Source organism: Streptomyces sp. NPDC001604 (assembly GCF_042893475.1).
GTDB lineage: Bacteria > Actinomycetota > Actinomycetes > Streptomycetales > Streptomycetaceae > Streptomyces.
This window is the reverse complement of sequence record NZ_JBIAUY010000007.1, coordinates 113,660-139,467: the sequence shown is the minus strand read 5'-3', so window position 1 is coordinate 139,467 and position 25,808 is coordinate 113,660. Positions and strand designations below refer to the sequence as shown.

Here is a 25,808-nt window from a genome sequence, read left to right as displayed (position 1 = left end):
TCAGACCTTGACGCCGACGCCTCCGTACAGCGACACGGGTCCCTCGCCGTCCGGTGTCTCGTCCACGCCGAGTTCGGGGTGCCAGTCCACCACGGACACGATCCCCGGCTCGACGAGGTCGAGTCCCTTGAAGAAGCCGCCCATTTCGGTGTGCGTGCGGGCCACCAGGGTCACTCCGCCCGCCGCGTAGGCCTCGATGCCCCGCCGTACGTTCTCAGGCTCGAAGTCCGCCGTCATCGCGGACAGGACCAGGCAGCTGCCCGGTGCGAGGGCGTCGACGAGGGTGCCCACCAGGTCATGGGCGCCGTCCTCGTCGGCGATGAAGTGGAGCAGGGCGATCAGGGACAGGGCGATCGGACGGTCGAAGTCGAGGATGCCGCCCGCCTGTTCGAGGATGGCGGCGGGTTCGCGGGCGTCGGCCTGCAGGTATTCGGTGACGCCTTCCGGGGTGCCGCGCAGCAGGGCGCCCGCGTGGGCGAGGACGATCGGGTCGTTGTCGACGTAGACGACGCGCGCGTCGGGTGCGACGCGCTGGGCGATCTGGTGGAGATTGGGCTCGGTGGGTATGCCCGTGCCGATGTCGAGGAACTGGCGGATTCCCGACTGCTCGACGAGCCTGCGCGTGGCCCGCTGCATGAACCGGCGGTTGGCGCGGGCGGCGCGCGGCGCGTCCCCCTGGATCGAGGCGATCTGCCGGCCCAGCTCCTCGTCGACGGGGTAGTTGTCCTTGCCGCCGAGGAACCAGTCGTAGACGCGGGCCGGGTGCGGCCGGGTCGTGTCGATCCGCGGTGCGGCCGGCTCGGTCCCCGTCACGTGATGCTCCTCTGCTCGTCAGGCCCCGAAAGGCGTGCGTGCGAGCAGTGTGACACGATCATGCTGCGCGACGGAGACTGTCTTCGGCCACCTCCTTGTCGAGTGCCGCCCGCACCAACGCGGCGGCGAGCACGGCCGGTTGCGTGTTCCCGGCGAGCTTCACCAGCCGGTCCGGGTCCTTCGGCAGACCCAGCCGTTCCGCTCCGTCGAGCGCCTTGCGGTCCAGGTACGGGGCCGCTTCCGGCCACACCCGCTGGGCCTCGCGCAGGAAGATGTCGGCGCCGGCCGGACCGAGGCCGGGGACCTCCTGGAGCAGACGGCGCAGTTCGTCGACGTCGCCGTCCGCCTCCTTCCGCAGCCGACGCAGATCCCCGCCCCACCGCTCGATCAACAGCTGGGCGCCGTCACCCAGTTGCGTGGCCGTGCGCTCGTCGTAGCGGCGGTAACCGCCGCGGCCCAGCGCGTCCACCCGCTGCTGCCAGTCGGCCCCGGCCATTCGGCGCGGGTCGCGCAGCCCCGCCCGGTACAGCTCACGGGCGGAGTCGACGGCGACGGACCCGCGGATGCGGGCACTGAGCAGCAGCGCGAGGACCAGCAGCCGGTACAGCGGCTGCGGGGTGTCCTTGAGCGTGATGCCCGCCTCCTCGGCGAACGTCTGCCCATGTGCGCGCACCAGTTCGCGGACGACGTCCTTCTGGCCGCTCATGGCTTCAGCGGGTCATGGCCGATCGTCATCAGCCGGTGCCGGCGGTCGGTGTCCTCGGCCTCCGGCTCGTTCTCCAGGTCCGACTCCTCCGTCACCGTGTCCACGACCTCGTACATCACACGGATGTCGTCGTCCGTGAGGTCCGTGCGCCGCTTCTGCAGGATCGCGAGGACGTGCTGCCCGGTGGGCGAGCCCGCCTGCTCGGGCAAGGGCTCGGTGTTCTCGTCGGCGTCGCTCACCCGCAGCCAGGCGGCGAGCTCCTGGGAGGTCATGTTCACCGCGCGGTGGAAGTCGTCCCACAGCGCGTCGAGTTCGAGGGCGTCGGTCATCGGGTGCCCCTTCCGTACGTGCATGGTCCGGCCGTCGACGGGTCAGTCCTCGCGCGGCCAGTTCTCCGCGTCGAACATCCACCGCTGCTTCTCGAGCTCCGCGGTGAGGGAGATCAGCAGGTCCTGGGTGACGGGATCCGGCTCGGCGGTCGCGGCGATGCGCTCCCGCAGCCGTCCGATCGCCGCCTCCAGCGCGTCCGCGATCAGCTGGACGACGTCCGTGTCGCGCACCCAGCCGTCCTTGGGACCCGGCAGCGTGTAGGCCGCCGCGATCGTCTCGGGCCGGCCGTCGGGCGGCAGGCCGAGCGCCGAGGAGCGCTCCGCGACCGTGTCGGCGTACGTACGGGCCGTGGTCACCACCTCGTCGAGCTGGAGATGGATCGAGCGGAACCGCGGGCCCACGATGTTCCAGTGCACCTGCTTCGCGATCAGTGAGAGCCCGAGAAGATCCACGAGAGTGCTCTGCAGCGCGTCACCGGCGATCTTGCGGGCCGGTTCCGGAAGTGTGCTCTTCACCGCAGTCATCAGGGCGCTTCTCCTTCCAGCCGTTGCGGTCACTCCACGCGATCTCGGGTGCCCATGGCGAAGTGCCGCAAACAGGGGTCGGGGCCACCCGTGCCGTCTCAGCCCGTGAGCGCGCCGTCCAGGAACCGGGACAGATCCGCGAAGACCTCGGCCTTGTTGGTCTCGTTGAACACCTCATGCCGGGCGCCTGGGTAGATCCGCTCGGTGAGGTTGCCGCCGCTGAGCTGCTCGACGCCGACGCGGCTCCCGGGAAGCGGGACCAGCCGGTCGTCGTCGCCGTGCAGCCACAGCAGCGGCAGCCGGCCCACGTCGCCCGCCTTGGCGACGGTCTCCAGCGTCCGGGCGAACGCCTCCACGGTCGGTCGTTTCATCGGACCGTGCCAGACCAGCGGATCGGCCATGTACGCCGCCCCCACGGCCGCATCGCGGGACAGCGAGGCCGGGCTGATCGGCGTGTCGGGGATCTCGTCGAGCGCCAGCAGCTGCCCCGGCAGCTCCCACGCGCCGATCACCGGGCCGGACAGCACGAGCGCGGCCAGCTCGTCGCCGTGGCGCTGGGCGTAACGGGCCGAGATCAGCCCACCCATGGAATGCCCGATCAGCACGACCGGCAGCCCCGGATACAGGGACCGCGCCAGCTCCGTCACGAGACGGACGTCCCCGACCACGTCCTCGAAGTCCTCGACCAGCACCCGCTCGCCGGCCGACCTGCCATGCCCCACATGATCGGGCGCGAAGACCGCGGCTCCGTGCTCGACCAGCACCCCGGCCAGTTCCTCGTACCGCCCGGAGTGCTCTCCGTAGCCGTGCACGACCAGCGCCACGTACCGGGGCCGCTCCCGGGGCCACTCGCGTACGGCGATCGAGCCGTGGCTCCCGGTGACGACGTGCTCGCGGGCGTCGGCCATGTTCTCCTCCAACTGCATCGGTGAAGGTCCTGGTTCTCGGTGGCCCGGTGGCGGGTGACCTTCCGGGATCTTCCCAGGCGGCGCGGCAGCGGTCTACACTCCAAAACTAGCAGCGCTAATTAATTGTTCGAGTGTGCCGTCGGTCAGGAGTCCTGTCGTGCGCCCCGTCCACTTCGCGGCCGCCCGCCGCACCCCCATCGGAAAGCTGCGCGGAGCCCTGTCCTCCGTGCGCCCCGACGACCTCGCGGCGCATGTGATCCGCTCCCTCGTGGCCGACGTCCCCGCCCTCGACCCGGCGCGCATCGACGACGTCTACTGGGGCGCCGCCAACCAGGCGGGCGAGGACAACCGCAACGTCGCCCGCATGGCCGCGCTGCTCGCCGGTCTCCCCGAATCCGTGCCCGGCGCCACGGTCAACCGCCTGTGCGCCTCGGGGCTGGAGGCGGTGACGACGGCCGCCCGCACCATCGCGGCCGGAGAGGCCGACATCGTCCTCGCGGGCGGCTCCGAGTCGATGAGCCGCGCCCCCTTCGTCCTGCCCCGCCCCGACGAGGCCCTCCCGCACCGCCTCGAGACCGTCGACACCCGCCTCGGCTGGCGCCTGGTCAACCCGGCGATGAAGGACCTCCACGGCCTGCTGTCCATGGGCGAGACCGCGGAGGAGGTCGCCGACCGCTACGGCATCACCCGCGAACGCCAGGACGAGTTCGCCCTGCGCAGCCACCAACGCGCCGCGGACGCCCGCAAGAACGGCCACTTCGACGACGAACTCCTGCCGGTGGAACGCCCCGACGGCGTGCTCGTCGACGCCGACGAATGCATCCGCGAGGACACGTCGTACGAGAAGCTCTCCCGCCTCAAGCCCGTCTTCCGCGCCGGAGGCACGGTCACCGCGGGCAACGCCTCCCCGATGAACGACGGTGCCGCCGGCCTCCTTCTGGTCAGCGAGGAAGCCCTCAACGACCTGGGCCTGGAGTCCCTGGGCCGCTACGTCGCCGGCGCCTCGGCCGGAGTCCACCCCGACGTGATGGGCATTGGCCCGGTCCCCGCCACCCGCAAGGCGCTGGCCCGCGCCGACTGGACCGTCGCCGACATCCAGGAGGCCGAATTCAACGAGGCGTTCGCCGCCCAGGCCCTCGCCTGCATGGACCAGCTCGGCATCGACGCCGACCTGGTCAACCCGAGTGGCGGGGCGATCGCCCTGGGCCATCCGCTGGGCTGCTCGGGGGCACGGATCCTGACGACGCTGCTGCACCGGATGCGCCGGACGGGGGCGGAGCGGGGCTTGGCGACGATGTGTGTGGGGGTGGGGCAGGGGAGTGCGGTGCTGGTCGAGCGCCATTAGCCGATCCAGCCCGTCCGGCGTTTGAGGACGAGGCCGTTCAGGCCGACAGCGAGGGTCCGGGGGCGGCAGCCCCAGGAGACGGCCGCGCCACCGCCGGGTGCCAACCAGCGAGACGGTACTTACCCGCCCCGTTGCCTGCACATAGCATCGGTCCCCGCATGAACACGATGACGCTCTGGCACATAACCGGCTGGGAGTTCGCCGCCCTCGCCTGCGCAGCCCTCCTCGTCGGCTTCTCCAAGACCGCCGTGAGCGGCGCCAACACGGTGAGCCTCGCCATCTTCGCGGCGGTCCTGCCCGCCCGCGCCTCCACCGGCGTACTCCTGCCGATCCTGATCGTGGGCGACGTCCTCGCCGTCCTCACCTACCGGCGGCACGCCCACTGGCCCACGCTGTGGCGGCTGTTCCCGGCGGTCGCGGCAGGGGTGGTCGTCGGCACCGTCTTCCTGATGTGGGCCGACGACGGCATCGTACGGACGTCGATCGGTGCGATCCTGCTGCTGATGGCGGGCGTGACGGTGTGGCGGCGGCGCACGGCGGAGGCCGACGAGGAGCCGGACTCGGTGGCCACGAGGTCCGGCCGGATCAAGGCCCGCTCGTACGGCGTGCTCGGCGGCTTCACCACGATGGTCGCCAACGCGGGCGGCCCGGTGATGTCGATGTACCTGCTGTCGGCGGGCTTCCGGAAGCTGGGCTTCCTGGGCACCTCGGCGTTCTTCTTCCTGATCGTGAACCTGTCGAAGGTGCCCTTCAGCGCCGGCCTCGGCCTGATCGACGGCCGCTCGCTGTTCCTCGACGCCGCACTCGCGGTGTTCGTCGTGCCCGGTGCGTTGTTCGGCAAATGGGCTGTGAACCGAATCAACCAGCGCCTCTTCGAACAACTCGTGATCGCCGCGACGATCGTGGGCGGCCTGCAGCTGCTGCTCCGCTGACCGAGCTAGTCCTCCGACGAACCCCGCAACAGCCCCGGCAGATCCGCAAACGACTCGATGACGTGATCGGGCGTACCGCTCGCATCCCGATGCGTCTCCGGCAGATACTTCCCGGTCTTCACCAGCACCCCGGTGATTCCGGCCCGCTGCGCCGCCAGCACATCGGACTCGATGTCGTCCCCGACCATCAGCGCCTCACCCGCCCCCACCCCGAGCCGCGCAAGACCCGCCTCGAAGAACGCCGCCGACGGCTTCCCGGTCACCTCGGCCTCCGTGCGGGCCGCCTTCTCCAGCCCCACCAGGAACGCCCCCGAGTCGAGCTGCAGTCCGGCATCGGTGCGCCAGTACAGGTTCCGGTGTACGGCCACCAACCGGGCTCCGCGCTGCAGATACCCGAAGGCCCGGTTGAGCGCGTCGTAGTCGAACTCCGGCCCCGCACCCCCGACGACCACGACGTCCGGCACGCTCTCCGCAGCGCCAGGGTCGACATCCGCAGGGCCGAGCAGCGCCACCCCGTCGAGATCCTCCCGGATGTCCCCGCTGTTCAGCAGCACACACCGCGCCCCCGGACAGTGCTCGGCGAGATACGCGGCGGTGGCCACGGGCGCGGTCAGGATGTCCTCCGCGTCCACCGCGAACCCCGCCTCCCGCAAGGTCCCGGCGATCGACGCCCGGGTCCGCGACGTCGTGTTGGTGACCAGCGCGACCCCGAACCCGGCCTCCCGAATCTCCCGCAACGCCTCGACCGCCCCGGGCAACGGCTCCCACGAGACGGTGAGCACCCCGTCGATATCGATGAGAACGGCACGCACGGACCCACGCACGGACCCACCCTCAGACCTGCTCACGGACTCACGCCCTGACTCCATGCATGGAAGATAACCGCGCACCGCTCGCCACCCCGGGAATGCGACGGCCGAAGCCGTTGTTGGACCCGCTGTGATTGGCATGCTCGGATCAATGATCCGTGGCGTGGGCGAAGGGAGAACCTCATGGCACGCAGCACGGCGCGCCCCGTCGTCAAGCTGAAGTCGACGGCCGGAACCGGAGTCACCTATGTGACCCGCAAGAACCGCCTCAACGACCCCGACCGACTCGTCCTGCGCAAGTACGACCACGTGGCCGGCGCGCACGTCGAGTTCCGCGAGGAGCGCTGAAGCAGCCCGCGACGACCAGGCCGCGGCCTCGAGGAACCACCCTCCGGCCGCGGTCCCGGAAAGGAAAACCCCATGAAGCCCCGCATCCATCCCGACGCTCGCCACGTGGTCTTCCGTGACCGCACGGCGGACGTCACCTTCCTGACCCGCTCCACCGCCGACTCCTCGAAGACGATCGAGTGGGAGGACGGCAACACCTACCCCGTGATCGACGTCGAGATCTCCTCGGCGTCCCACCCCTTCTACACGGGCAGGTCGCGGGTCCTGGACACGGCCGGCCGGGTGGAGCGCTTCGAGCGCCGCTACGGCCGCCCCGCGGCGACCCGTCACTGACGCGGTCCCGCGCGCTACCCGAGGAGAGCAGAACCATGAAGGTCCGCAAGTCCCTGCGCTCGCTGAAGTCCAAGCCCGGCGCCCAGGTGGTCCGCCGACGGGGCGTGGTCTACGTGATCAACAAGAAGGACCCCCGCTTCAAGGCCCGCCAGGGCTGAGCGCATGAATGAGACGGCCGCCCGGTGCGCCACCGGGCGGCCGTCCCGCATCCCCCACCACCGCGCCCACCGCCGACCTCGTACGCTCGCACCCATGTCCCCCCACGTCCTGATCCTCGGCGGCACCACCGAGGCCCGCGAACTGGCCGCCGCGCTCGCGGCACAACCCGGTGTACGCGTCACGACCTCGCTCGCGGGGCGGGTGACCCGGCCGGGCGCGTTGGCAGGGGACGTACGCGTCGGAGGCTTCGGCGGGGCGCAGGGCCTGGCCGACTGGCTGCGCGAGCAACGCGTGGACGCCCTCGTGGACGCCACACACCCGTTCGCCGAGGGCATCACGGCGAACGCGGCGCAGGCCGCGTCGGCGACCGACGTCCCGGCAATCGTCCTGCGCCGGCCGGGCTGGCGGCCCGGCCCCGAGGACCGCTGGCACATGGTCCCGTCCCTCGCCGCGGCGGCGGACCTGCTGCCGCGCTTCGGCCCCCGCGTCTTCCTGACCACGGGACGCATGGGCCTGTCCGCCTTCGCCCACCTGACGGACCGTCACTTCGTCGTACGGTCCGTGGAGGCCCCCGAACCCCCGATGCCGCCCCACACGGAAGTGCTGCTGGCCCGGGGGCCGTTCACGGTGGACGACGAGACGGCGCTGCTGAGCGAGTACCTGGTCGACGTCCTGGTGACGAAGGACAGCGGGGGAGAGGCGATGGCCGCCAAGCTCACGGCCGCCCGCGGACTCGGGCTGCCGGTCGTGGTCGTACGCAGGCCGCCCTTGCCGGCGGGCGTGACCGCAGTCCCCGACGTGCCGCAGGCCCTTGCCCGGCTGGGCCTCAGCCCGACGTGACCGACGCCCGCAGCCGGTCGATCGCGCGCAGCACCTCGGCGCGGTTCTTGGCGCTCTTGATCCAGGCGGGCAGTCTCGCCACGAGCGTCATCTTCCGTCCGGTGTCGTACCAGGGCGCCCGCTCCCGCAGATCGGCGGCGACGAACCGCCTGATCAGGTCGAGGTGTTCGAGGTTGTACGCCCACAGCTCACCGTGCCTGGTCTCCGCCCGCAGCCACAGGGCCGGCCTGTAACAACCCCGTCCGGGCCGCTGGGTCGTGCCGCGCGGCCCGGTGTTGATGCGGGACACGCCGCAGGAGCGGCAGACCAGACGCCATTCCTGATACGTCCGGCCCTGAGCGTCCGCCGCCCGGCCCGGGCGCCGCTCGAAGTGGGCGACGCGCTCGCAGCGCGGGCAGCACACCAGGGCGGACCCGGCGAAGTCGTACGCCGTGACGCGGGTGTCGTGGAAGCGGACGGGTGCGGGGGACATGGGGTGAGTATGGCGACCGTCCGCCTCGCGGAGCATCCGGTTTTCAGGCGGCGGCGGTGACGGTCTCCCGTGACCGCTGGGGCAGTCCGGTGCTCAGGTCCTCGACCAGGAGACGCTTGGTGATGCCGTCCACCGCCGCCCGCAGGTCGGTTCCGGCGGAGCGGCCCACGTTCTCCTGGACCCGGCCTCCAGCCAGTTGCCCCGTGCCTTGCTGATGACGGCCGCCTCCCGTTCACCCACCCCCTTGGGGGAGAGCAGCATGCCTACTGGTCCCCGGGATGCCTGCGCAGCAGATACGTGTCCATGATCCACCCCTTGCGCTCCCGGGCCTCGGCCCGCAGCCGCTCGATCCGCGGCGCGGCCTCACCGATCGGCCCGGAGGCGAGTATCTCGTCCGGGGTGCCGATGTACGCGCCCCAGTAGATGTCGATGTCCTCGTCGGCGTACTGCCGGAAGGTCTGGTGGGCGTCCAGCATCACGACCACGTCGTCCACGCCTTCCGGGAAACCCTCAGCGAGCCGCCGCCCGGTGGTGATCTGAACGGGCCGGGCCACCCGGTTCAGCCCCGTGCGATGCCGGGCGACGAGCGCGGAGACACTGCTGATGCCAGGCACGACGTCATAGTCGAACTCGACGCCACCCCGCTCCCGCACCTCCTCCAGGATCCCGATCGTGCTGTCGTACAACGCCGGATCCCCCCACACCAGGAACGCGCCGCTCTCGTCCTCGCCCAGCTCCTCGGCGATCAGCCGCTCGTAGATGTCGGCGCGGGCACTGCGCCAGTCCCCGACGGCGGGGGAGTAGGCCGCGCCGCCCGCCTTGCGGTCCCGCTCCGGATCCCGCGCCTCGACCACCCGGTACGACGCCCCGTCCGGTATGTGCGCGTCGAGCATGTCCCGGCGGAGGCGGGTGAGGTCGTCCTTCACCTCACCCTTCTCGAGAATGAAGAACACGTCCGTGCTCCGCAGCACCCTGACCGCCTGCAGGGTGAGCTGGTCGGGGTCGCCCGCGCCGATACCGATGACATGAATCTTTCGCACACCCCGAGTCTGCCGCACACCACTGACAGTCCGTACACCGCATCCCTACCGAGCGGGTAGGGACGGCCGCAGCCCCCACCAGCTTTACGCGGTGCGCCCACGCAACCGTGGCGCCCGCGCCCCGGCGTCGACGGCCCCGCCCCCGCCCTCCACGTCGTCCGCCAGCTCACGCCCCCAGCCGACCAACCCCACAAGATCCATCCCGTACGGCCGCTGCTGTCCCGATTCCGCCGCCCACTGCTCCACCGCCCCGGCACCCCGCCGCAGCAGCCGGGCGCCGCCGGTGACATTCCCCCGAGCGGCATGCGTGAGCCCCACGGCGAGCTGCGCCAGCCCCCGCCACAGCTCCCGCTTCTCCTCCGGCCCCGACTTCCAGGCATCCTCGAACACCTCATGCGCATGGAAGGGCTTGCCGGCATCCAGCAGCTCCTGCGCCTCGGCGACGCTCTGCTCCGGGGTGCGCACCACGCCCTCGGGCTGCCGGGCCACCCCGTCCGCGCCGTACGGCAGCGGCCGCCCGAGCCCGTCCCGCGGCCGGGCATTGCGCGCCCGCCCCTCGCCGTCCCGGTCCCGCGCCCCGGCCACCCGGCCCGACGACGCGCTGCTCCTGCCTCCCGTACTGCCCATACGCCCGATTGTCCCGCGCCCCCGGCCCGCTTCGGCACCGCCCCGCACGTGGGGTAAAGTGCTGTCCGCGCGATCACGCGGTTCACCGCGGGAAGCGCACCGGGACGTGGCGCAGCTTGGTAGCGCACTTGACTGGGGGTCAAGGGGTCGCAGGTTCAAATCCTGTCGTCCCGACTGGAGTCTTCTCCGTAGTCGCAGATCAGGGCCTTGGATCACATCATGTGAGACGAGGCCCTTGATCATTTTCGAGGCTCGCGTCTCACAATTTCTCACATACAGGCTGGTCCACAGAGTCGGATACGCCGGAAGCCTTGACGCCAACGGCATCGCCATCCCGCCACAGCAAGGTCCCCAACGGTCCGGCCCGCCTCTGCGCGCGCTCGGAGACAGCCGCCATGATCGAGGGAGTCAAGGTCGGTGAATTCTGACCATCTCGCAGAGGGCTGGCGTGCTCGGCCATGCGAGTGAGTAGTTCGCTGAGCGGTTTTTCGTAATGATGAGCGAGGTAGCTTGGTGGCGACGTTGTCCTAGACGAGGCGGGAAGCCATGCGTGCACGTAGAGTCTTCGCCATCTTGATCGCCACCCCTGTCCTGCTTGCCGCGATCGGAGTGGCCGGTGGATCCGCGGTCGCTATGCAAAAACCCGCCGCCCAAGGGTCAAGTGCTCGGCCCAAGCCGACCGCCGAAGTTGAAAGCAGGCACGGCGAGGTCAAAAGATCTGCCGATGAAGAATCTGAACCAGAGGAAGGCCTACTCGGCACTGTCGGAGGTGAACTCCTCGATCGCGTTTCTTCCAGATGGGCGTAAGGGCTCGCAACGCGATCATGATCGCGTCACGAGCCCTAGGCGGCTTTCCCTACAGCGGCCCGGCAGGTCCGCCGGGCTGAGGCTTTGGCCGGTGGCCTGCATCGTCGCACTTGCCCAAGCGTGCTCTCTTCGGCTCTTAACTAAAACGGCGTTTCTGACCAATCGTCTGCCGCCTCGTGCAGCAGAAGAACTATTGTTTCAGCCGTTGTGTCCGGATCATCATTCCAGGAGCTAAGGCTTGCCGTGGATGCTGCGATTCCATGCAAGCCGGTCGCAAAAGTGCGTCCTGGCCCTGACGAAGATTTGGTGTTAGGCGGGAAGAGTCCCGCAGGAAGAAGATGGAGTCGACGCCATACGCTAAGACGCGCGAGAAGTTAGAAGCAGAGCGTATTATGCGTCGCCGCTCGGAGAATTCTATGGACAATGAGGAGTGTGGGCGGCGCCTGTCGGAAACTAAACGTCTACGAACATCCAAAGATAAAAAGTATCTGTGCCAACTAACGCGCAAGCATGATCGTCCACGAAGATTCGTGACTGGCTGCCCCGTGACCAGATGACCTTGCCTCTGGCCTCCTGGCGGATGCCCCACCGCTCGCTCATCGTGGACACGAAGGACAGCCCCATGCCGCGGCGGTCCTCAAGTGTCGGCCGATGAGGTCCGGAAGTTCTCCTGCAACGAGCTGCGCGTCGTCCAGCAGGTCGAGCATGCCCCAGCGGTGCAGGGTGTCGATGACGAACCTGCGGCAAGACCAACCAGCGCTCGACAGAGAAGGAAGGGCGATCCAGGCAGTCTGGATGTCCGCACCTGGTGCCATGGCCAGCCTCTCCGCGCTGAGATCACGACGACAGGACGCTCGACGCTCAGGATGCCGCGCCAACCCAGTGATCGCTGGCATAGTCGAATCCCGTTTGCACCTCAACGTCGATTTTTCCCGTTGAGCGCTTGGGGACGTCCTAGGCGAAGACAGCCGTGTTCCGAGATCCGGCAACGATCGAGCCGGTGAAGTCCCCATCGATCCCTGCACAGGCTCCATGTCGCCCATGTGGTCCTCCCGCGAGCTCCCGCAGCCGCTCGGCCGGGCGTGCCTGGGCGTCAGGTGGCTGATCAGGGAATATGGAGAACTGGGAGGCGAGTATCTAGGGTCGGCACGTGGCTTTCATCATGGTGTGCGAAGACGACGCGGCGGTCCGCGGCATCCTCAAGCGCGCCCTGGAGCACGACGGCCACACCGTCTCCGTCGCCGCCACGGCCGACAGCCTGCTGCGGCAGCTCGCACCGGCGCCCCAGCTGGTCGTCCTGGATCTCGGGCTGCCGGACGCCGACGGCCGCGACGTCTGCCTGGCCCTGAGGGCTCGCGGCGTGGACGTGCCGGTGTTGATGCTCACCGCCTTGGACGGCCTGCATCACAAGGTGGGCGGTTTCGAGGCCGGCGCCGACGACTACATGACCAAACCCTTCGACATCCCCGAACTGCTGGTCCGGGTCCGGGCGCTGCTCCGGCGGGCCAGCGTGGCGCCCGCACCGCACGAGGTCGTCCTCGATCCGGCGAAACACGTGGTGACCTACGATGCGGTGAGCATGAGTCTGACCCCGACCGAGTTCCGGCTGCTGGGCCGCCTGATCGCCTCGCAGGGCGACGCGGTACGTCGTCACGCCCTCGTCGCCGCCGGCTGGCCGCACGGAGCCCAGGTCAGCGACAACACCCTCGACTCCTACGTGCGTCGGCTGCGGACCAAGCTCACCACGCTGGGCGTGGCCGAGCGTCTGGCGACAGTCCGCGGCGTGGGTTACCGATGGCAGTGACGGGATTCCGCAGCAGGGTCGTCGCGCTCACGGTGCTGATTGCCACCGCCGTGGTCGCGATCCTGGTCGTGGTCTCGCACGTGCTGCTCAGCCGGGTGACGGACGCCGACGCGCACGATCTGGCACATACGCGCGCCGAGGCGGTCGCGGCGAACGTCAGCACCAAAGGCGGCCGTGTCGTGCTCACGGAGAACAGCAGCGAGGCGCTGGACGAGGTCGCCTGGGTGTATGCCGACGGCCGCCTGATCGACGGGAACGTACCGGCGAGTGTGGTCGGGCGCGTCGAGGAGCTGGCGGGCGCAGGGCGATCGCAGACCGCGTCCGTCGGCGACTACCTCTTGTACGCGCGGCCGGTTCCGATCAACGCCCACCACGTCATGGTGATCGTCCGAGTGGACCTCACGCCCTACGAGACGTCCGAGCAGCGAAGCCTGACCTTGTCGTTGATTCTGGGCGGCCTCACCATCCTCCTCGCCGGTGGTGTCGCGCACCTCGTGGTGCACCGAGCGCTGCGCGTCGTGCACGAGATGGCCGCCCTCGCCGACGACTGGGGTCATCACGAGCCCGGGCGCCGTTTCAACCTCGGAGTCCCCCGCGACGAGTTCGGGGAACTGGGACAGACCCTGGATCGCCTCCTGGAGCGGGTTGACAACGCGCTGGCGGACGAGCGTCGGCTCACCGATGAGATCGCCCACGAGCTGCGCACACCGCTCACGGTCCTGCGGGGCGAGGCGCAGCTGGCGCGGCTGTCCGGCGAGCCGGTGGCGCCGGAGGCGGTACTGAGCGAGGTCGACCGCCTCGATACCGCGATCACGACGATCCTCCGCGCAGCGCGCGCACGGACGGACGACGGCACCCGGTGCGATCTGCGCTCCGCCGCGCGGCAGGCGATCGGCAGCCGCCCGGTCGGGATCGCCTTCCCGGCGAAGGTCGAGGTGGCCGTGGCGCCCGACTTCGCCGTGTCGCTGCTGTCACCCCTGCTGGAGAACGGACTGCGGCATGCGAAGTCCCGGGTGTGGATCACCGCGCGCAACCAGGGCGAGACCATCGTGGTCGATGTCCTGGACGACGGCCCCGGGTTCGATCCCGCCGAGGTCGACCGGGTCTTCGAAGCGGGTGTGACCGGCGGCGGCGGATACGGTCTGGGGTTGCCGGTGGTCCGGCGCATTGCCGCCTCGGCCGGTGTGGAGGTCCGCGCGATCGCGGACGGCTGCGGCCACGTCGAGGTGACACTCCCGGCCGCGCGTGCGACCACGTAGTCAGGTTGCTTGCAGGTTTCGCCCGTAAACCTCCCTGCATGACAACGACAACGGAAGCACGCTCACGCAGCGGGCGCCTCATGCTCAACAAGGTCCCCGAGGTCACCATCTGGTTCTGGGTGATCAAGATCCTGTGCACCACCGTCGGTGAGAGCTTCGCCGACTGGATCAACATGAAGCTGGGCGTCGGCCTGGTGAACACGGCTTGGATCTTCACCGCGGTGTTCGTCGTAGTCCTGGCCGTCCAGCTGCGGCTGAAGCGGTACGTCCCCTTCCCGTACTGGCTGACCGTGGTCGTTGTCAGTGTCACGGGCACGCTGTACACCGACATCCTCACCGACCAGCTGAATGTGCCGCTGTGGATCAGCTCCGCCGTGTTCTCGGTTCTGCTCGCCGTGGTCTTCGGCGTGTGGTGGCTGCGCGAGCGCACTCTCTCGATCCACTCGGTCACGACGCTTCCGCGTGAGTCGTTCTACTGGCTCGCTGTTCTCGTCACCTTCGCGCTCGGCACCGCGACCGGTGACTGGACGCTGGAGCTGACCGGCTGGAGCCCGGGGGCGTCGGTGCTGCTGCCGCTCGGCCTCATCGCGGCGGTCACGGCGCTGTGGAAGTCCGGCGCGAACCCGGTGCTGTCCTTCTGGCTCGCCTACATCCTGACCCGCCCGCTGGGCGCCAACATCGGCGACTGGCTCGCCTCCCCGAAGGCCGCTCAGCCGGGCGAGCCGACCGGTCTCGACCTGGGAACCTTCACCACCAGCCTGGTCTTCCTCGGCCTGATCCTGGCGACCGTGGTCTACCTGACGGTGACGCGCTCGGACGTGACCGAGACCTACGAGGCTGCCCACGCCGCCCACGCCACAGGCGACCCACGCAAGGAGCGCGTCGCGCTGGCCGGCTTCGGCGTGCTGGCCGTCGCCACCACGGGCCTGCTGGTCTGGGCCCACAGCCAGCCGCACGTCGGCCCGGCCCCGGAGGAGGACAACACCTCCGCCGTCCAGATGGCTCCCGGTGTGGCGGTGAAGAAGTTCCCGCCGGCCAAGGTCGCCGCGCTGAAGAACCTCGCCTCCACCTCGCTCAAGGATGCACGCTCGGGGAACGCCAAGGGCGCCCACGCGGCCGCCCAGTCGCTGCGTGACCTGTGGGATGCCGACCAGGCATCGCTGCAGCCGCTGGACAACACCGGTTGGACCTCCATCGACGCCCAGATGGACAAGATGCTCAAGACCTTCGGCATCGACCACTCGAACCCGCCGGAGTCGCCCGCGCAGCAGGAGAAGGAACTGAACGCCCTCCTGACGGACATGGGCTGACAGACCCCCGAGTGCCCGGCCGACTCACCCGGCCGGCGGGTCGAGTGTGCCGGGCCACACCGAGAACCGTGCCGCCTCGGCAGACGCCGGCGAGCCGTGGACAGTGGAGGCGGCCGCCGGTGGCAGCCCGGGCATGCCCACGCACTCAAGTGGGCGGTCGAAGTCGGCGTCAATGGCTTCGACCGCCCTGCCGCTGATCGGCAGCCGTACATGGAACTCGGCTCCGGTGCTGGAGTTGGCCCGTGTGCGGTGACTACTGCGCGGACGATCGCGAGGCCCAGTCCCATGCCGCCGGAGTTGCGCTCGCGGGTCGACTGGGCCCGGAAGAAGCGGTCGAATATCCGCTCGCGGTGAGCCGGGGCGATCCCCGGTCCGTCGTGGGCCACGACCAGTTCGGCCGCCGGGCCTTCCCCGGCTCCTCGGTGATCCCCGTGCCCGGCTCCGTCCGGCGACGGGTACAACCGTACGACGATCCTGGTCCGCGCATACCGTTCCGTGTCGTCGACAGGTTTCGCACGACTGCCCGCAGTCGCTGCGCATTGCCTCAAACCCTCACCGGGGTGAGTCCCGAGGGGCTGTCCCTGCCCGTCGCCGGCGGGGCCGACCTGCGGGACGCCGCGACACACCTACCGCACCGCCGCACACAGGCACGCCAAGGCCGCTTTCGGCGCCGATCTACGGTCCATCTCCACTCCCGCGCTTGGCTGGCGCTGCGGCGCGTCGACCGCATCGAGGTCACCTCACTGCACTGCTGCGGGAACCGTGACGCACGGCCGGGCGGATGCCACAACTTCCCATCAGAGGCCGGCATGTGACGTGATATCGCGCTTGTTGTCGCTGGCGCGTTCGCTGGCGCGTTCGCTGGCACGTGTGGCACAGACATATCGGGGCTGATGCGAGAGTCCTGTCGTCCGACGAGCGGTGGGCCCTGATCGATCCCGTCATCGCCTCCTGGAAGGCTCAGCATCCCTCCGTCAGCGGCCACCAGGGCAACTGGAGTCCTGGGCCGCAAGTGCGGCCTGGCAGTTGATGTTCTTGCTCTGGTGATCGCTGTGGTGGTGCTGGGCGCGTCCGCGCATGACAACGCCGCCGACCTCACCTTGCTGGACAAGGTCGCCGCCGACACAGACACGGTGCACAAGGCCCTGGTGGACCAGGGGTTCAAGACCACCGTCGTCGACCATGCAGAAGGGGGCATCGCGACCGACAGGGCCCGGGATGACTACCAAGATCGAAAAGATAACAGCTTCTTACTGACTTGCTTCCTGGCGGGCCGCTGCGACCTCCGGGCCGACGGTCTCAAGGCTCGGTGTGACGGCCTTGCGCTCCTGGATGTGGGCGTAGGCCATCAGGCCGAACAGGACCGCGAGCAGCACGGTCGAGGAGCCCGCGGTGCCGAGATCCAGTCCGCCCTTGGCGACCGGCTTGGTGAGAAAGTCGCCAGCGGTGGCGCCGAGAGGGCGAGTGAGGACGAATGCGATCCAGAACAGGAGGACGTTCGGGACGGCGGGCGCCTTCATCAGGACGACCAGCACGACCAGGGCGCTGGACACCAGCGCCGCGCCGCCCAGGTAGCCGAATCCGGAGCTGTCGGACAGGAAGTCACCCATCGAGGTACCAAGGGTGTTGGAGACGAGGATCGCCGCCCAGAACAGGGCCTCGCCCCTGAAGGTGACGATGTCGCGGATCTGGAACGTCATCCCGCTGATCTTCCAGGCGAGGAAAATCGCCAGGAGGATGGAGACGAGGATCGCGGCTCCCTCCGGATAGCCGAGGCCGAGGCCCTGAGGGCCCCAGCCCAGCGAAGTGGCGCCGCCTGAGAGGTACTTGTCGCTGGCGTCGCGGTTCATGAAGTCGGACATAGTCGTGCCGGCCATGCTGGTCGACAGGATCACGGTCCAGTAGAAGAACGGGTTGTACCGCGAGGACCGTAGCTGCACCACGAGCGTCACAACGAAGATCAGGAACAGGGCGATCGTCGTGAGGAAATAGCCGAACTTGAGCGTCTGGGAGAACAGGTCGCCCGCCGTCTCACCCAGGGTCGTCGCGGCGATCTTCATGATCCAGAACGCCAGCGTGACCTCGGGCAGCTTCTTCATCACAGACTTCGTCGACGTCAAAAGGGTACTCCTGTGCTTGTGGGGGGGTGGATCTCCGTTCGACCCTGACAAGGTCAACGTGGACGCATGATGGACGTGCATACCATGGATCTTGCGTCAGTGCGCTCGCTGTGCTTCGGTGTCAGCCTTTGCATCGTCAGCACCTCGCGTAGCAGCCGCCGTTCCGTTCGAACACCCACGCCGGAAGCGGCGGAGGCCAAGGGTCGTCAGGGCACCGGAAAGCCTCCGGTTCTATGGTTTACGGCGGCCGGGCTCGCCGTGTTCACGGCGAGCGGGTGGCTGGTGCGCGCTCACGGACTCACGGGTCGCGGCACTCTGCGGGTCGCAGGACAGAACAGCGACGTTGCGCAGTTACGAGCGGCCGCACATCCTCGGGCACGGCATCAGGGCGGGCCCTCTCCTCTGGAGGTTCGGGATACCTGCTTGGAGCGTGTTATTTCAGCTGGCAGCCACCAGCGCCAGTTACCGAACGTGGAACGTCCGGTGGTGTTCGTTCGGCAAGTTGGTCAGCGCGCTACACCGCGAAGGTGTGGCTGGTAACCGCGTACTGGCGGACGAACCTGACGCTGCGGCAGCTCGCCCCGCTGTTCGGGGTGTCAAAGTCTGCTGCCGCCCGGATCGTCGATCATCTCGGGCCGCTACTCGCCCTGCGACCACGCAAGCGGTTCCGCAAGGACACCGTGCTGATCGTGGATGGCACCCTGATCCCCACCCGTGATCACACGGTCGCCGAGCTGTCATGGGGTCCCATGCGGGAGAGTTCGATGCCGTCGTGTCCCAGGGCCACGATCACGGGACGGACTCCGCGGCTGATACGGGGAGACTCCCAAACAGCGATGAGACTGCGTTGCTCGGGAACCTCGAGCCGGCGGACACCGATGAGAACGTGACTCACATCCCGCCCGAGTCGCACTTTGACGCAACTGATCCATGGGGCCGCGGCGATGGAGTGCGGAGGGTCAAGGCTGCGGGTGAGGCTGAGCACGCCTCCGCCGCTGCTCACGTCGAGCACATCGACGTCGACAGGATCGACTCCGGAGCCAATGCTGCCCCCCACGTACCTCCACTGCTCGCCGAACCACTCCAGAAGCGCAATGTGCTCACGCATACGTGATGACTTCGGACGCCACAGGATCCAGATCGCCCCGACACCGGCAGTGTCGTCGACATCGGCAGATACCACGGTCAGCAGACGCCGCGGCATCCACCACGGTTGCGGCTCATTTCCCGCCAGCGCCCGCTTCACCACGCCCCGCAGAAAACTCTCCCGCCGGGGTCCCGCCCACACGGCTTCTCCCCATGCCTGCATGCGCCTGCGATACCCGGCGCGCGAGGACATCAAGCCCGATGCCGCTGAGGCAACGCCTCACCACCGCCGACCAAAAGATCCGAGACCCTCCATGTGGGAGTAGGCGCCGTCCTCATGCTTGAGGTTGACCGCCATGTCGGGGTCGATCTCGGCGAGGGCGCGCAGGAACTCGGTTCAGAACGGAACGTCGTTGCCGACACGTACCGCGACGAACTTCCACGCAGGGTTCTCCGGCCAGGCGTTGCACCAGAAGCCGTACCCCATGGGCACCTTGCCGGGCGTGGGCCGGGACGCGGTGAACGACGTGTCGAGCACGCCGCGGATGTCGGCGCCGGGACAGAGGGTGGCGTTCGTGGCGGCCGTGTGGAACCCCAGCGGCCCCAGCCACTTGATGGAGGCGATGATGTCCATGCCCTGCCAGATCGGGTGGGACGGGGCCATCTCGGCACCGACGTTCGTCAGGCCGCCCTCGTCGACCAGCCGTCGGTCGTCACCCCATCGCGACTCCCACCCAAACAACAAAGTCGGCTCCCGCTCGGACACCGGGGACACCCATGCTGGTCCAGGTGCCCGGTCACGGGCCGGTGGGTGTCAAGCGTTTCCACGCCGGCCAGTGGCAAGCTCATCCGCTTGCGGCGTCCTCGGCCTCCCAGCGCAGCAGGTCGCCCGGTTGGCACTTGAGCACCTCGCAGAGGGCGGCGAGCGTCGTGAAGCGCACCGCCTTGGCGCGGCCGTTCTTGAGTACCGCCAAATTGGCGGGCGTGATCCCCACGCGTTCCGCGAGTTCGCCCACGGACATCTTCCGCCTGGCCAGCATCACATCGATGTCGACGGCGATCGGCATCAGATCACCTCGTCCAACTCGGCCTGCAGCTGCGCCGCTTCGACGTCGCGCGCGACGGCCTGGGCGAGCAGCATCCGCAGCACGAGCACGATGAGCGCGACCCCGAGGATGGCCAGGCCGATCCCGCCCATGATGACGGTGACGCCCGGGTCGTCCCGCTGCCCCGGCGCATTGATGGCCGTGACCGCGAACCACACAAGGGCGGCGGCCACGATCGCGCCGATCACGCCGTCCACGTACCGGAAGGCGGCGTGGGAGAACACGGTTCCGCGTCGCACCATCGCCACCAGCCGCCATACGCAGAACAGGGCGACCTGGACCGCCACCATGCCCAGGATGGTGATCACGCGCAGCGGGGTCAGCGGGAGCGACCCGTCCTCCGGGTCGTTCTTGCCGATGAGCGCCCACACCATTCCTGCCTGCACGAAAAGGGTGCCGGTGAACACCACCACGAGCACTGCGCGCAGCGCACGCACTGCCAGCTTTCCCATGACTCAGCCTCCATCGAGTTACGATGGGAATCTATTGAATATCGATAGGTTGAGCAAGGGGGGGTGGGGTGGAGGCCGCCCCGGCGTCACTGTCGACGAGTGGAGCACCTGGTCGGTGGTGCCGTTCGGTGGTGCCGTTCGGTGGCGCGGATCGCGGTCCGGTTCGTGACGTAGGAGCTCGTCGATGTCCTGACCTGTCTGTTACGGCGTTGCCGGTGCAGCGGCAGCGGCACTCGGGGACGCCGTAGCCCCAGGATGCCGAGGCGCAACCCGGCATAAGGCCTGAAAACCGCGAAACTCGTCCCTTGGCATCGAGCAGCGAGGGGCGGTCGAGCACGGAGGGACGCGGTGGACCTGGAGACGGTTGCGGGCGAGCTGTACGTGCTGAAGCCGGAGGACTTCACCGCGGCCCGGGATGCCTGTGCGTCCGAGGCCCGCAAGGCCGGTGACCGCACCCTTGCAGGGGAGATCAGCAAGCTGCGCCGCCCCAGCCTCTCGGCCTGGGCGAGCAACCTCCTCGTACGTGAACAGCCGGAGGAGACCGACGCGCTGTTGCGTCTCGGCGAAGGCCTGCGCCAGGCACACCGCGACCTGGACGGAGCGCAACTGCGGGAACTCAGCCGTCAGCAGCATGCCCTGATCAACGCGCTGTCCCGGCAGGCACGCCAGTTGGCCTCCCAGGCCGGACACCCGGTCGGCGAGGGCGTCCAGCGCGAGGTCGAGACCATCCTGCATGCCGTACTCGCCGATCCGGATGCCGCCCGGGAGTGGGCCGGTGGACGCCTGGTCAAGGCCTTCGACCAGGTCGCCGGCTTTCCGGCGGCCGCCGACGGAGCGCGCCAGCGTCCTCGCGAGGCTGCACCGGCCCGGCCCGCGAGAGACCGCAGCAGGGCGGAGGAAGAGCAACGTCGGCGGCTCGAGGAGGCCCGGCAGCAGGCCGAAGACGCCGAACGCGACCTCGCCGCCCGCCAGGAGGAGGCTGCGGCCGCCGACCGGCAGGCGCAGGACACCCAGGCCCGCACCGACGAACTCGAACAGCGCCTGGCCGAGCTGGCCGACGAGATCAAGCGGCTGGAGAGCGAACTCCATCAGGCCGAGTCGGCCGCGCGGAAGGCACGTGAGCAGGCCCGCGACGCCGACCGGCAGCTGCGGGAGGCCCGCCGCCCCGCCGAAACCGCTGCCGCCCAGGTCGAACGTGTGAGCGGGCCGGAGCGGGGGAGCACCCAGGACAAGAAGCGAAAGGTGAGGTGAGAGGTGATGGGGCGACCCGTCTGGAGCGGAGTGGTGACGCTGGGGCTGGTCACCGTCCCGGTGGCCCTGTTCACGGCGACCGAGGACCACACGGTCCACTTCCACCAGCTGCAGCGCGGCACCTCCGACCGGATCCGCAACAAGCGTGTCAACGAGCGCACCGGCAAGGAGGTCGACACGCGCGACATCAGCTGACCGCGCGCCGACGGGCCAAGCAGCAGGACGGCGACCTGGCCTCCCTGTCCAAGACCGAGCTCTACCGGCGCGCTTCCGATGCCGACATCGCCGGCCGATCGAAAATGACGCGCGAGCAGCTGCTCAAGGCACTTGAGGAGGCCACCGCCGCCTGAAGGTTTCCCCCACGAACCGACTTCGCCGCCGAGGGGCGCGGGGAACCGACGCTTACTTCTGCTGCGCGAGCCAGTCGACGAACCGGGTCTCGGCAAGGTGCGCGTCCAGCCCGGGCAGGAGCCTGTTCTCCGTCAACTCCGCGTCCCAATACGTCGCTTGCGGGCCAGTGACGACCGTGCGGGGGTCGTCCTGGGCGGCGAGGGCCATGCGGATGAACTCCTCGAGCCGGAACGCCTCGGTGTCCCGGGTCTTGTGGCGCAGTTCGGTGAGGATGTGGCAGGTGAGCCTGGTGCCGACGGGTCCGCCGAGCAGGACGTTGTGGGTGGCCGCTGTCGGCGCGGTGGCGGTCCAGAAGTGCTCTGCGGGGTCAGGGTGTAGTGCGTAGCGGGAAAAAAATAAGTCGTACTCATTTTGCCAAGGTCCGCAATGTGAGTTCTGGATTCTCAAGCACGCAAATGCCTTATAGCATACGTAATTACGCATGAGTGCTACGCCATTTCCCCTAGGGTCAAAAGAAAGCCGTACGCACCCTTGACGAACCCCTTGATAAGACGGCTAATTTCTTCGACGTCGGTGACACCCAAGCCGCCTCAAGTGGCCGACGCCTACCAGGGACGGTCGGCGTCGGCCCATCCAAGCCGCCGCCCCCGACCCGCTCGGGGACATCTGTGAACCCAGTGGAGTCACTCATGACCGTCAACATGCCTTCGTCCGGCCCGAAGAGAGTGTTCAGCGCCAGACCTGCGGCCGGGCACGTCCGACCGCTCCGCGTCTGACGGACGGACCGCGCGGCACATTCCGACCCGCGAAGTTGCGCCGTCCGCCGACGCCCCTGAGCCCGACGGACGCTCAGGGACCGGGCAACGATGAAGACCCGCACAACCAGACCGACACCTCCCGCAGGAGCCGACACATGAACGCTTTACCGACCGTCCGAGGCAACAGGAGGGGCAGACCCCCGGCCGCCTCCGTCTTCCGCAGCCTGGCGGCAGCGCTTGCGACCGCGGTCTCCGCCGTCGTGCTGACCTCCCTCACGGCCCCCACCCCGGCCTCGGCCGCGACCCAGGCGACGTACTACGTCGCCCCCGACGGTGACGACGCCAACGCCGGGACGCTTTCCGCACCGTTCAAGACCCTGCAGCACGCCCGGGACGTCGTGCGCACGGTGAACAACAACATGACGGGGGACATCAACGTCTTTCTCCGGGGCGGCACCTACCCGGTGAGCAGCACGATCAACTTCACCTCGGCCGACTCCGGCACCAACGGGCACCAGATCGTCTACGCCGCCTACCCGGGCGAGAAGCCGGTCCTGGACGGAGGCGTCGAGGTGTCCGGCTGGACCCAGCACAGCGGGAACATCTGGAAGGCCACCCTCAACCGGGACGACAAGCTCCGAGCCCTCTACGTCAACGGCAAGCGCGCCGAGATGGCCTCGAAAACGATCAACACGGCCGGATGCTACGGGACTTACACCGTCACGGCCGGCCAGGCCCCCTGGGCCTGGGAGTCGGGTTCGCAGTGCGACGGAGCCAAGTACAGCCTCTCCGACCTGCCGGCCATCGCCTCCAACCAGGACGACGTCGAGATCATGTCGGCCACGACCTGGACAACGGCCATCGTGGGCGTCCGCCAGATCACCACGAGTTCGGACGGCGCCAACCGCGTGGCACTGTTCCAGCAGCCGGGTGCGGCCATCGCCCAGGCACCGCCGTACGGCCCGTTCAGAGCCAGCGGCAGCCATACGTTCATGAACGCGTACGAATTCCTGGACAAGCCGGGCGAGTTCTACTTCGACAAGAGCACGCACACGGTCTACTACTACAAGTCCAGCTCCGAGGACATGACCACGGCGGACGTCTTCGCGCCGAACAACGTGTCCACCCTCCTCAGGATCGCCGGCACGTCGAGGACCGACCACGCGCGGAACATCACGTTCTCCGGGCTCACGGTCGAGCACTCCGACTGGAACCTGGTCAATGTCGCGGGCTCCGTCTTCCGGCAGGGGACGCAGGGCAACGCCAGCTCGAACGTGTACGCGCGGCAGAACTTTCACGCGTACACCTACCGCAACGTCGACCTGCCGCCCGCGGCCGTGCAGATCGAGAACGCCGACGGGATCGTCCTGCAGCGCAACACCGTGCAGCACACCGGCGCCGACGGCATCACCCTGGCCAACGACGTGACGGACTCTCAGCTGACCGGCAACGTCACGAACGACATCGCCGGGTCCGCCCTCACCGTGGGACACCCCCAGCACGTGTACATCGGTGACTACACCTCGACCAACAACGAGAAGTACCCGGTGAACGTCGAGGGACTCTGCAAGAACATATCGATCGCGGACAACTACCTCTACGACAGCGCGGTGCTCTTCCAGGGCTCCAGCCCGGTGTCGGCGTACTTCGTCGATTCCCTGTCCGTGCAGCACAACCGGATCGAGAAGTCCCCGTGGGCGGGCATCACGCTCGGCTGGGGCTGGTGGAACTTCGACGGTTCGACGAACTCGATCAATCCCGGGAATCCGACCACCACGGCGAAGAACAACACCGTCAAGTACAACGAGATCTTCGACACGATGCAGGTGCTCGGCGACTCCGCTCCCATCTACACGCTGGGCAGCCAGCCGGGAACGGAGATCAGCAACAACTACATCAAGGGCGTCCCGGCCGGCCACAAGTACGGCCTGCACCCCGATGAAGGCTCCGCCTTCATCAACTACCACGACAACGTGTTCGACGTCGACCCCGGCCTGGCGTACACCATCAACTCCGGCACCTGGGGCCGCCAGCACGACCTGACCATCACCAACAACTACGGCACCGTCAACAAGATCTTCGACAGGAACGTCCCGAACAGCACGATCCAGGATGTGCGGGGCTACGGGGACAACGTGTGGCCGGCGCAGGCGTACGGCATCGCCCTGAACGCGGGTCTGGAGGAGGCCTACAAGAACCTGCTGCCCGCCGCCGTCACGGCTGCGCAGGACTACGCGCTGCCCGCGAGCACGTTCGCCGGCACGGGCGTGATGACCGTTCCGGTGCGCAGCCCCAAGGATGCGACCAAGACCCTGTGGCTGGCTCCCGCCGGTACGACGACGTTCGCCGCCGGTCCCACCATGACCAGCGCGAGCGGCACCTCGACCAGCATCCGCGTCCCGCAGACGGCGGGTGACTACCGGCTCTACGTCGTGGACGCCCAGGGCAACGCGTCTCCCGCGTCGAAGGCACTGGTGCGGCAGCGCTGGAACCACGTCGACGACAAGGCCGCGGGCGTGACCTACTCCGGCACCTGGTCGAACTGGAACGACACGAAGGACATGAACGGGTCCGAGAAGTTCACGAGCACCGCCGGCAACTACGCCGAGTTCTCGTTCACCGGCTCGGGCGTCCGGTATCTCAGCATGACGCAGCCCAACATGGGCAAGGTGGACGTCTACCTCGACGGCACCCTCGCCCAGGCGGGCATCGACGCCTACGCCCCGACGGTGACGAAGCAGGTGCCGCTGTTCGAGAAGACGAACCTGGCCGCGAGCCCGCACACGATCAAGGTGGTGTGCACGGGGACGAAGAACTCCGCCGCCTCCAGCGCCGTCTGCGCGCTGGACGCGTTCGCCTCCATCCAGTTCCCCGCGAAGAACGCCAACTACAAGGTGGTCAACAAGAGCAGCAACAAGGCTGTCGATGTGTCAGGCGGATCGCTGACCGCCGGAGCCAACATCATCCAGTGGACGGACTCCGGAGCCGGGAACCAGAACTGGCGCTTCGTCCCGGTGGGTGACGGCAGTTACGAGATCGTCAGCCGGAACACCCCCCTGGTCATGGACATCAGCGGTGCTTCGACCGCGGACGGCGCGTCCGTCATCCAGTCGTCCGACAGCAATGCCGCGAACCAGCACTGGACCCTGACCGCCACCGGAAACGGCTACTACAAGATCAAGAACGTCAACAGCGACAAGGTGCTCGACGTGTCCTCGGGCGGCACTCAACTCGTCCAGAACACGGACACGGGCGCCGACAGCCAGCTGTGGAAGGTCGTCAACGTCGACTGATCCGCCCGACAAAGGGGTGCGAGGG

27 protein-coding genes, 1 tRNA gene and 4 pseudogenes are annotated in these 25,808 nt (G+C 68.6%); 15 read left to right on the top strand and 17 right to left on the bottom strand.

The genetic code is table 11. The features are described 5' to 3' along the window. The 5 genes from ACFY1E_RS21250 to ACFY1E_RS21230 form a co-directional block, all read right to left on the bottom strand. Window positions 1-813 carry an SAM-dependent methyltransferase gene (locus ACFY1E_RS21250; protein WP_389078129.1) on the bottom strand — a complete coding sequence of 271 codons (813 nt, stop codon included), beginning with the start codon at window positions 811-813 and terminating at the stop codon, window positions 1-3. 58 nt (window positions 814-871) lie between these two features. Continuing rightward, a complete protein-coding gene (locus ACFY1E_RS21245; RefSeq protein ID WP_389078127.1) occupies window positions 872-1,519 on the bottom strand; it encodes an endonuclease in 648 nt (215 codons plus the stop codon). Beyond that, window positions 1,516-1,848 carry a DUF3140 domain-containing protein gene (locus tag ACFY1E_RS21240; protein WP_389078124.1) on the bottom strand — a complete coding sequence of 111 codons (333 nt, stop codon included), beginning with the start codon at window positions 1,846-1,848 and terminating at the stop codon, window positions 1,516-1,518. Before ACFY1E_RS21240 ends, ACFY1E_RS21245 begins: the two co-directional genes overlap by 4 nt. 42 nt (window positions 1,849-1,890) lie before the next feature. Next, a complete protein-coding gene (locus ACFY1E_RS21235; RefSeq protein ID WP_389078122.1) occupies window positions 1,891-2,373 on the bottom strand; it encodes a Dps family protein in 483 nt (160 codons plus the stop codon). Between the two features lie 98 nt (window positions 2,374-2,471). Beyond that, window positions 2,472-3,281, bottom strand: coding sequence for an alpha/beta hydrolase (locus tag ACFY1E_RS21230; protein WP_389078622.1), 810 nt, complete (start codon window positions 3,279-3,281; stop codon window positions 2,472-2,474). Between the two features lie 157 nt (window positions 3,282-3,438). Between ACFY1E_RS21230 and ACFY1E_RS21225 the strand changes: the two genes are divergently transcribed. Both ACFY1E_RS21225 and ACFY1E_RS21220 read left to right on the top strand, forming a co-directional pair. Then, window positions 3,439-4,626, top strand: coding sequence for a thiolase family protein (locus tag ACFY1E_RS21225; RefSeq protein WP_389078119.1), 1,188 nt, complete (start codon window positions 3,439-3,441; stop codon window positions 4,624-4,626). 158 nt (window positions 4,627-4,784) lie between these two features. Beyond that, entirely contained in the window at window positions 4,785-5,558 is a 774-nt protein-coding gene (locus ACFY1E_RS21220; protein ID WP_389078117.1) for a sulfite exporter TauE/SafE family protein, read from the top strand. Between the two features lie 5 nt (window positions 5,559-5,563). Here ACFY1E_RS21220 and ACFY1E_RS21215 read toward each other — a convergent pair whose 3' ends face one another. Further along, window positions 5,564-6,370 carry an HAD-IIA family hydrolase gene (locus ACFY1E_RS21215; protein WP_389078620.1) on the bottom strand — a complete coding sequence of 269 codons (807 nt, stop codon included), beginning with the start codon at window positions 6,368-6,370 and terminating at the stop codon, window positions 5,564-5,566. Window positions 6,371-6,550: 180 nt separating this feature from the next. Between ACFY1E_RS21215 and rpmG the strand changes: the two genes are divergently transcribed. The 4 genes from rpmG to ACFY1E_RS21195 all read left to right on the top strand — a co-directional run bounded on the left by rpmG (window position 6,551) and on the right by ACFY1E_RS21195 (window position 8,047). Beyond that, window positions 6,551-6,715, top strand: a complete 165-nt coding sequence (gene rpmG, locus ACFY1E_RS21210) for a 50S ribosomal protein L33 (protein ID WP_030935936.1) — start codon at window positions 6,551-6,553, stop codon at window positions 6,713-6,715. A gap of 72 nt (window positions 6,716-6,787) precedes the next feature. Then, on the top strand, window positions 6,788-7,048 hold the full coding sequence (locus ACFY1E_RS21205) for a type B 50S ribosomal protein L31 (protein WP_389078113.1): 261 nt from the start codon (window positions 6,788-6,790) through the stop codon (window positions 7,046-7,048). A 35-nt stretch (window positions 7,049-7,083) separates the two neighbouring features. Next, complete coding sequence (gene ykgO / locus ACFY1E_RS21200) at window positions 7,084-7,206, top strand: type B 50S ribosomal protein L36 (RefSeq protein ID WP_030935932.1); 123 nt, start codon at window positions 7,084-7,086, stop codon at window positions 7,204-7,206. 94 nt (window positions 7,207-7,300) lie between these two features. Then, window positions 7,301-8,047, top strand: coding sequence for a cobalt-precorrin-6A reductase (locus ACFY1E_RS21195; RefSeq protein WP_389078110.1), 747 nt, complete (start codon window positions 7,301-7,303; stop codon window positions 8,045-8,047). Here the strand turns inward: ACFY1E_RS21195 and ACFY1E_RS21190 are convergent. From ACFY1E_RS21190 to ACFY1E_RS21175, 4 genes are all read right to left on the bottom strand, one after another. Further along, window positions 8,034-8,519 (bottom strand): hypothetical protein, encoded by a 486-nt coding sequence (locus tag ACFY1E_RS21190; protein WP_389078108.1) that lies wholly within the window; start codon window positions 8,517-8,519, stop codon window positions 8,034-8,036. The two genes, ACFY1E_RS21195 and ACFY1E_RS21190, sit on opposite strands and share 14 nt — an antisense overlap. A gap of 43 nt (window positions 8,520-8,562) precedes the next feature. Then, entirely contained in the window at window positions 8,563-8,688 is a 126-nt protein-coding gene (locus ACFY1E_RS21185) for a hypothetical protein (protein ID WP_389078105.1), read from the bottom strand. A gap of 94 nt (window positions 8,689-8,782) precedes the next feature. Further along, window positions 8,783-9,559 carry a precorrin-6A synthase (deacetylating) gene (gene cobF / locus ACFY1E_RS21180; protein ID WP_389078103.1) on the bottom strand — a complete coding sequence of 259 codons (777 nt, stop codon included), beginning with the start codon at window positions 9,557-9,559 and terminating at the stop codon, window positions 8,783-8,785. Between the two features lie 84 nt (window positions 9,560-9,643). Then, on the bottom strand, window positions 9,644-10,186 hold the full coding sequence (locus ACFY1E_RS21175; RefSeq protein ID WP_389078101.1) for a DUF309 domain-containing protein: 543 nt from the start codon (window positions 10,184-10,186) through the stop codon (window positions 9,644-9,646). A gap of 100 nt (window positions 10,187-10,286) precedes the next feature. Here ACFY1E_RS21175 and ACFY1E_RS21170 point away from each other — a divergent pair. The 4 genes from ACFY1E_RS21170 (at window position 10,287) to ACFY1E_RS21155 (ending at window position 15,366) form a co-directional block, all read left to right on the top strand. After that, a tRNA-Pro gene (locus ACFY1E_RS21170) sits at window positions 10,287-10,360 on the top strand. Between the two features lie 1,783 nt (window positions 10,361-12,143). Next, the gene (locus ACFY1E_RS21165; RefSeq protein WP_389078099.1) at window positions 12,144-12,797 is read left to right on the top strand and encodes a response regulator transcription factor; all 654 of its coding nucleotides are present in this window, start codon (window positions 12,144-12,146) and stop codon (window positions 12,795-12,797) included. After that, window positions 12,788-14,056, top strand: a complete 1,269-nt coding sequence (locus tag ACFY1E_RS21160; protein WP_389078097.1) for a sensor histidine kinase — start codon at window positions 12,788-12,790, stop codon at window positions 14,054-14,056. Before ACFY1E_RS21165 ends, ACFY1E_RS21160 begins: the two co-directional genes overlap by 10 nt. Before the next feature lie 38 nt (window positions 14,057-14,094). Beyond that, window positions 14,095-15,366, top strand: a complete 1,272-nt coding sequence (locus ACFY1E_RS21155) for a hypothetical protein (RefSeq protein ID WP_389078094.1) — start codon at window positions 14,095-14,097, stop codon at window positions 15,364-15,366. Between the two features lie 251 nt (window positions 15,367-15,617). Here the strand turns inward: ACFY1E_RS21155 and ACFY1E_RS21150 are convergent. Next, window positions 15,618-15,992, bottom strand: a pseudogene (locus ACFY1E_RS21150) (ATP-binding protein); the annotation flags it as partial. Window positions 15,993-16,355: 363 nt separating this feature from the next. On the opposite strand from ACFY1E_RS21150, the pseudogene ACFY1E_RS21145 reads away from it, so the two are divergent. After that, a pseudogene (locus tag ACFY1E_RS21145) lies at window positions 16,356-16,559 on the top strand (IS5/IS1182 family transposase); the annotation flags it as partial. A gap of 57 nt (window positions 16,560-16,616) precedes the next feature. Here the strand turns inward: ACFY1E_RS21145 and ACFY1E_RS21140 are convergent. Beyond that, window positions 16,617-17,465: a hypothetical protein gene (locus tag ACFY1E_RS21140; protein ID WP_389078091.1), complete on the bottom strand. Its 849-nt coding sequence runs from the start codon at window positions 17,463-17,465 to the stop codon at window positions 16,617-16,619. Window positions 17,466-18,019: 554 nt separating this feature from the next. On the opposite strand from ACFY1E_RS21140, the pseudogene ACFY1E_RS21135 reads away from it, so the two are divergent. Then, window positions 18,020-18,226 (top strand): annotated as a pseudogene (locus tag ACFY1E_RS21135) (transposase family protein); the annotation flags it as partial. Here the strand turns inward: ACFY1E_RS21135 and ACFY1E_RS21130 are convergent. The 4 genes from ACFY1E_RS21130 to ACFY1E_RS21115 all read right to left on the bottom strand — a co-directional run bounded on the left by ACFY1E_RS21130 (window position 18,205) and on the right by ACFY1E_RS21115 (window position 20,130). After that, window positions 18,205-18,795: a hypothetical protein gene (locus ACFY1E_RS21130; protein WP_389078089.1), complete on the bottom strand. Its 591-nt coding sequence runs from the start codon at window positions 18,793-18,795 to the stop codon at window positions 18,205-18,207. The pseudogene ACFY1E_RS21135 and the gene ACFY1E_RS21130 sit on opposite strands and share 22 nt — an antisense overlap. 174 nt (window positions 18,796-18,969) lie before the next feature. Continuing rightward, window positions 18,970-19,317, bottom strand: coding sequence for a hypothetical protein (locus ACFY1E_RS21125; RefSeq protein ID WP_389078087.1), 348 nt, complete (start codon window positions 19,315-19,317; stop codon window positions 18,970-18,972). Window positions 19,318-19,417: 100 nt separating this feature from the next. Beyond that, window positions 19,418-19,639, bottom strand: coding sequence for a helix-turn-helix domain-containing protein (locus ACFY1E_RS21120; protein ID WP_389078085.1), 222 nt, complete (start codon window positions 19,637-19,639; stop codon window positions 19,418-19,420). Next, window positions 19,639-20,130 (bottom strand): DUF2975 domain-containing protein, encoded by a 492-nt coding sequence (locus ACFY1E_RS21115; protein ID WP_389078083.1) that lies wholly within the window; start codon window positions 20,128-20,130, stop codon window positions 19,639-19,641. The genes ACFY1E_RS21120 and ACFY1E_RS21115 overlap by 1 nt, the downstream gene beginning before the upstream one ends. Window positions 20,131-20,478: 348 nt before the next feature. Here ACFY1E_RS21115 and ACFY1E_RS21110 point away from each other — a divergent pair, with 348 nt between their 5' ends. Both ACFY1E_RS21110 and ACFY1E_RS21105 read left to right on the top strand, forming a co-directional pair. Then, complete coding sequence (locus ACFY1E_RS21110) at window positions 20,479-21,381, top strand: hypothetical protein (RefSeq protein ID WP_389078080.1); 903 nt, start codon at window positions 20,479-20,481, stop codon at window positions 21,379-21,381. Window positions 21,382-21,387: 6 nt separating this feature from the next. Continuing rightward, a pseudogene (locus ACFY1E_RS21105) lies at window positions 21,388-21,570 on the top strand (Ku protein); the annotation flags it as partial. A gap of 213 nt (window positions 21,571-21,783) precedes the next feature. On the opposite strand, the gene ACFY1E_RS21100 reads toward ACFY1E_RS21105, so the two are convergent. Then, complete coding sequence (locus ACFY1E_RS21100; RefSeq protein ID WP_389078078.1) at window positions 21,784-22,179, bottom strand: hypothetical protein; 396 nt, start codon at window positions 22,177-22,179, stop codon at window positions 21,784-21,786. Between the two features lie 466 nt (window positions 22,180-22,645). Between ACFY1E_RS21100 and ACFY1E_RS21095 the strand changes: the two genes are divergently transcribed. Next, entirely contained in the window at window positions 22,646-25,783 is a 3,138-nt protein-coding gene (locus ACFY1E_RS21095; RefSeq protein ID WP_389078075.1) for an RICIN domain-containing protein, read from the top strand. Window positions 25,784-25,808 lie beyond the last annotated feature (25 nt).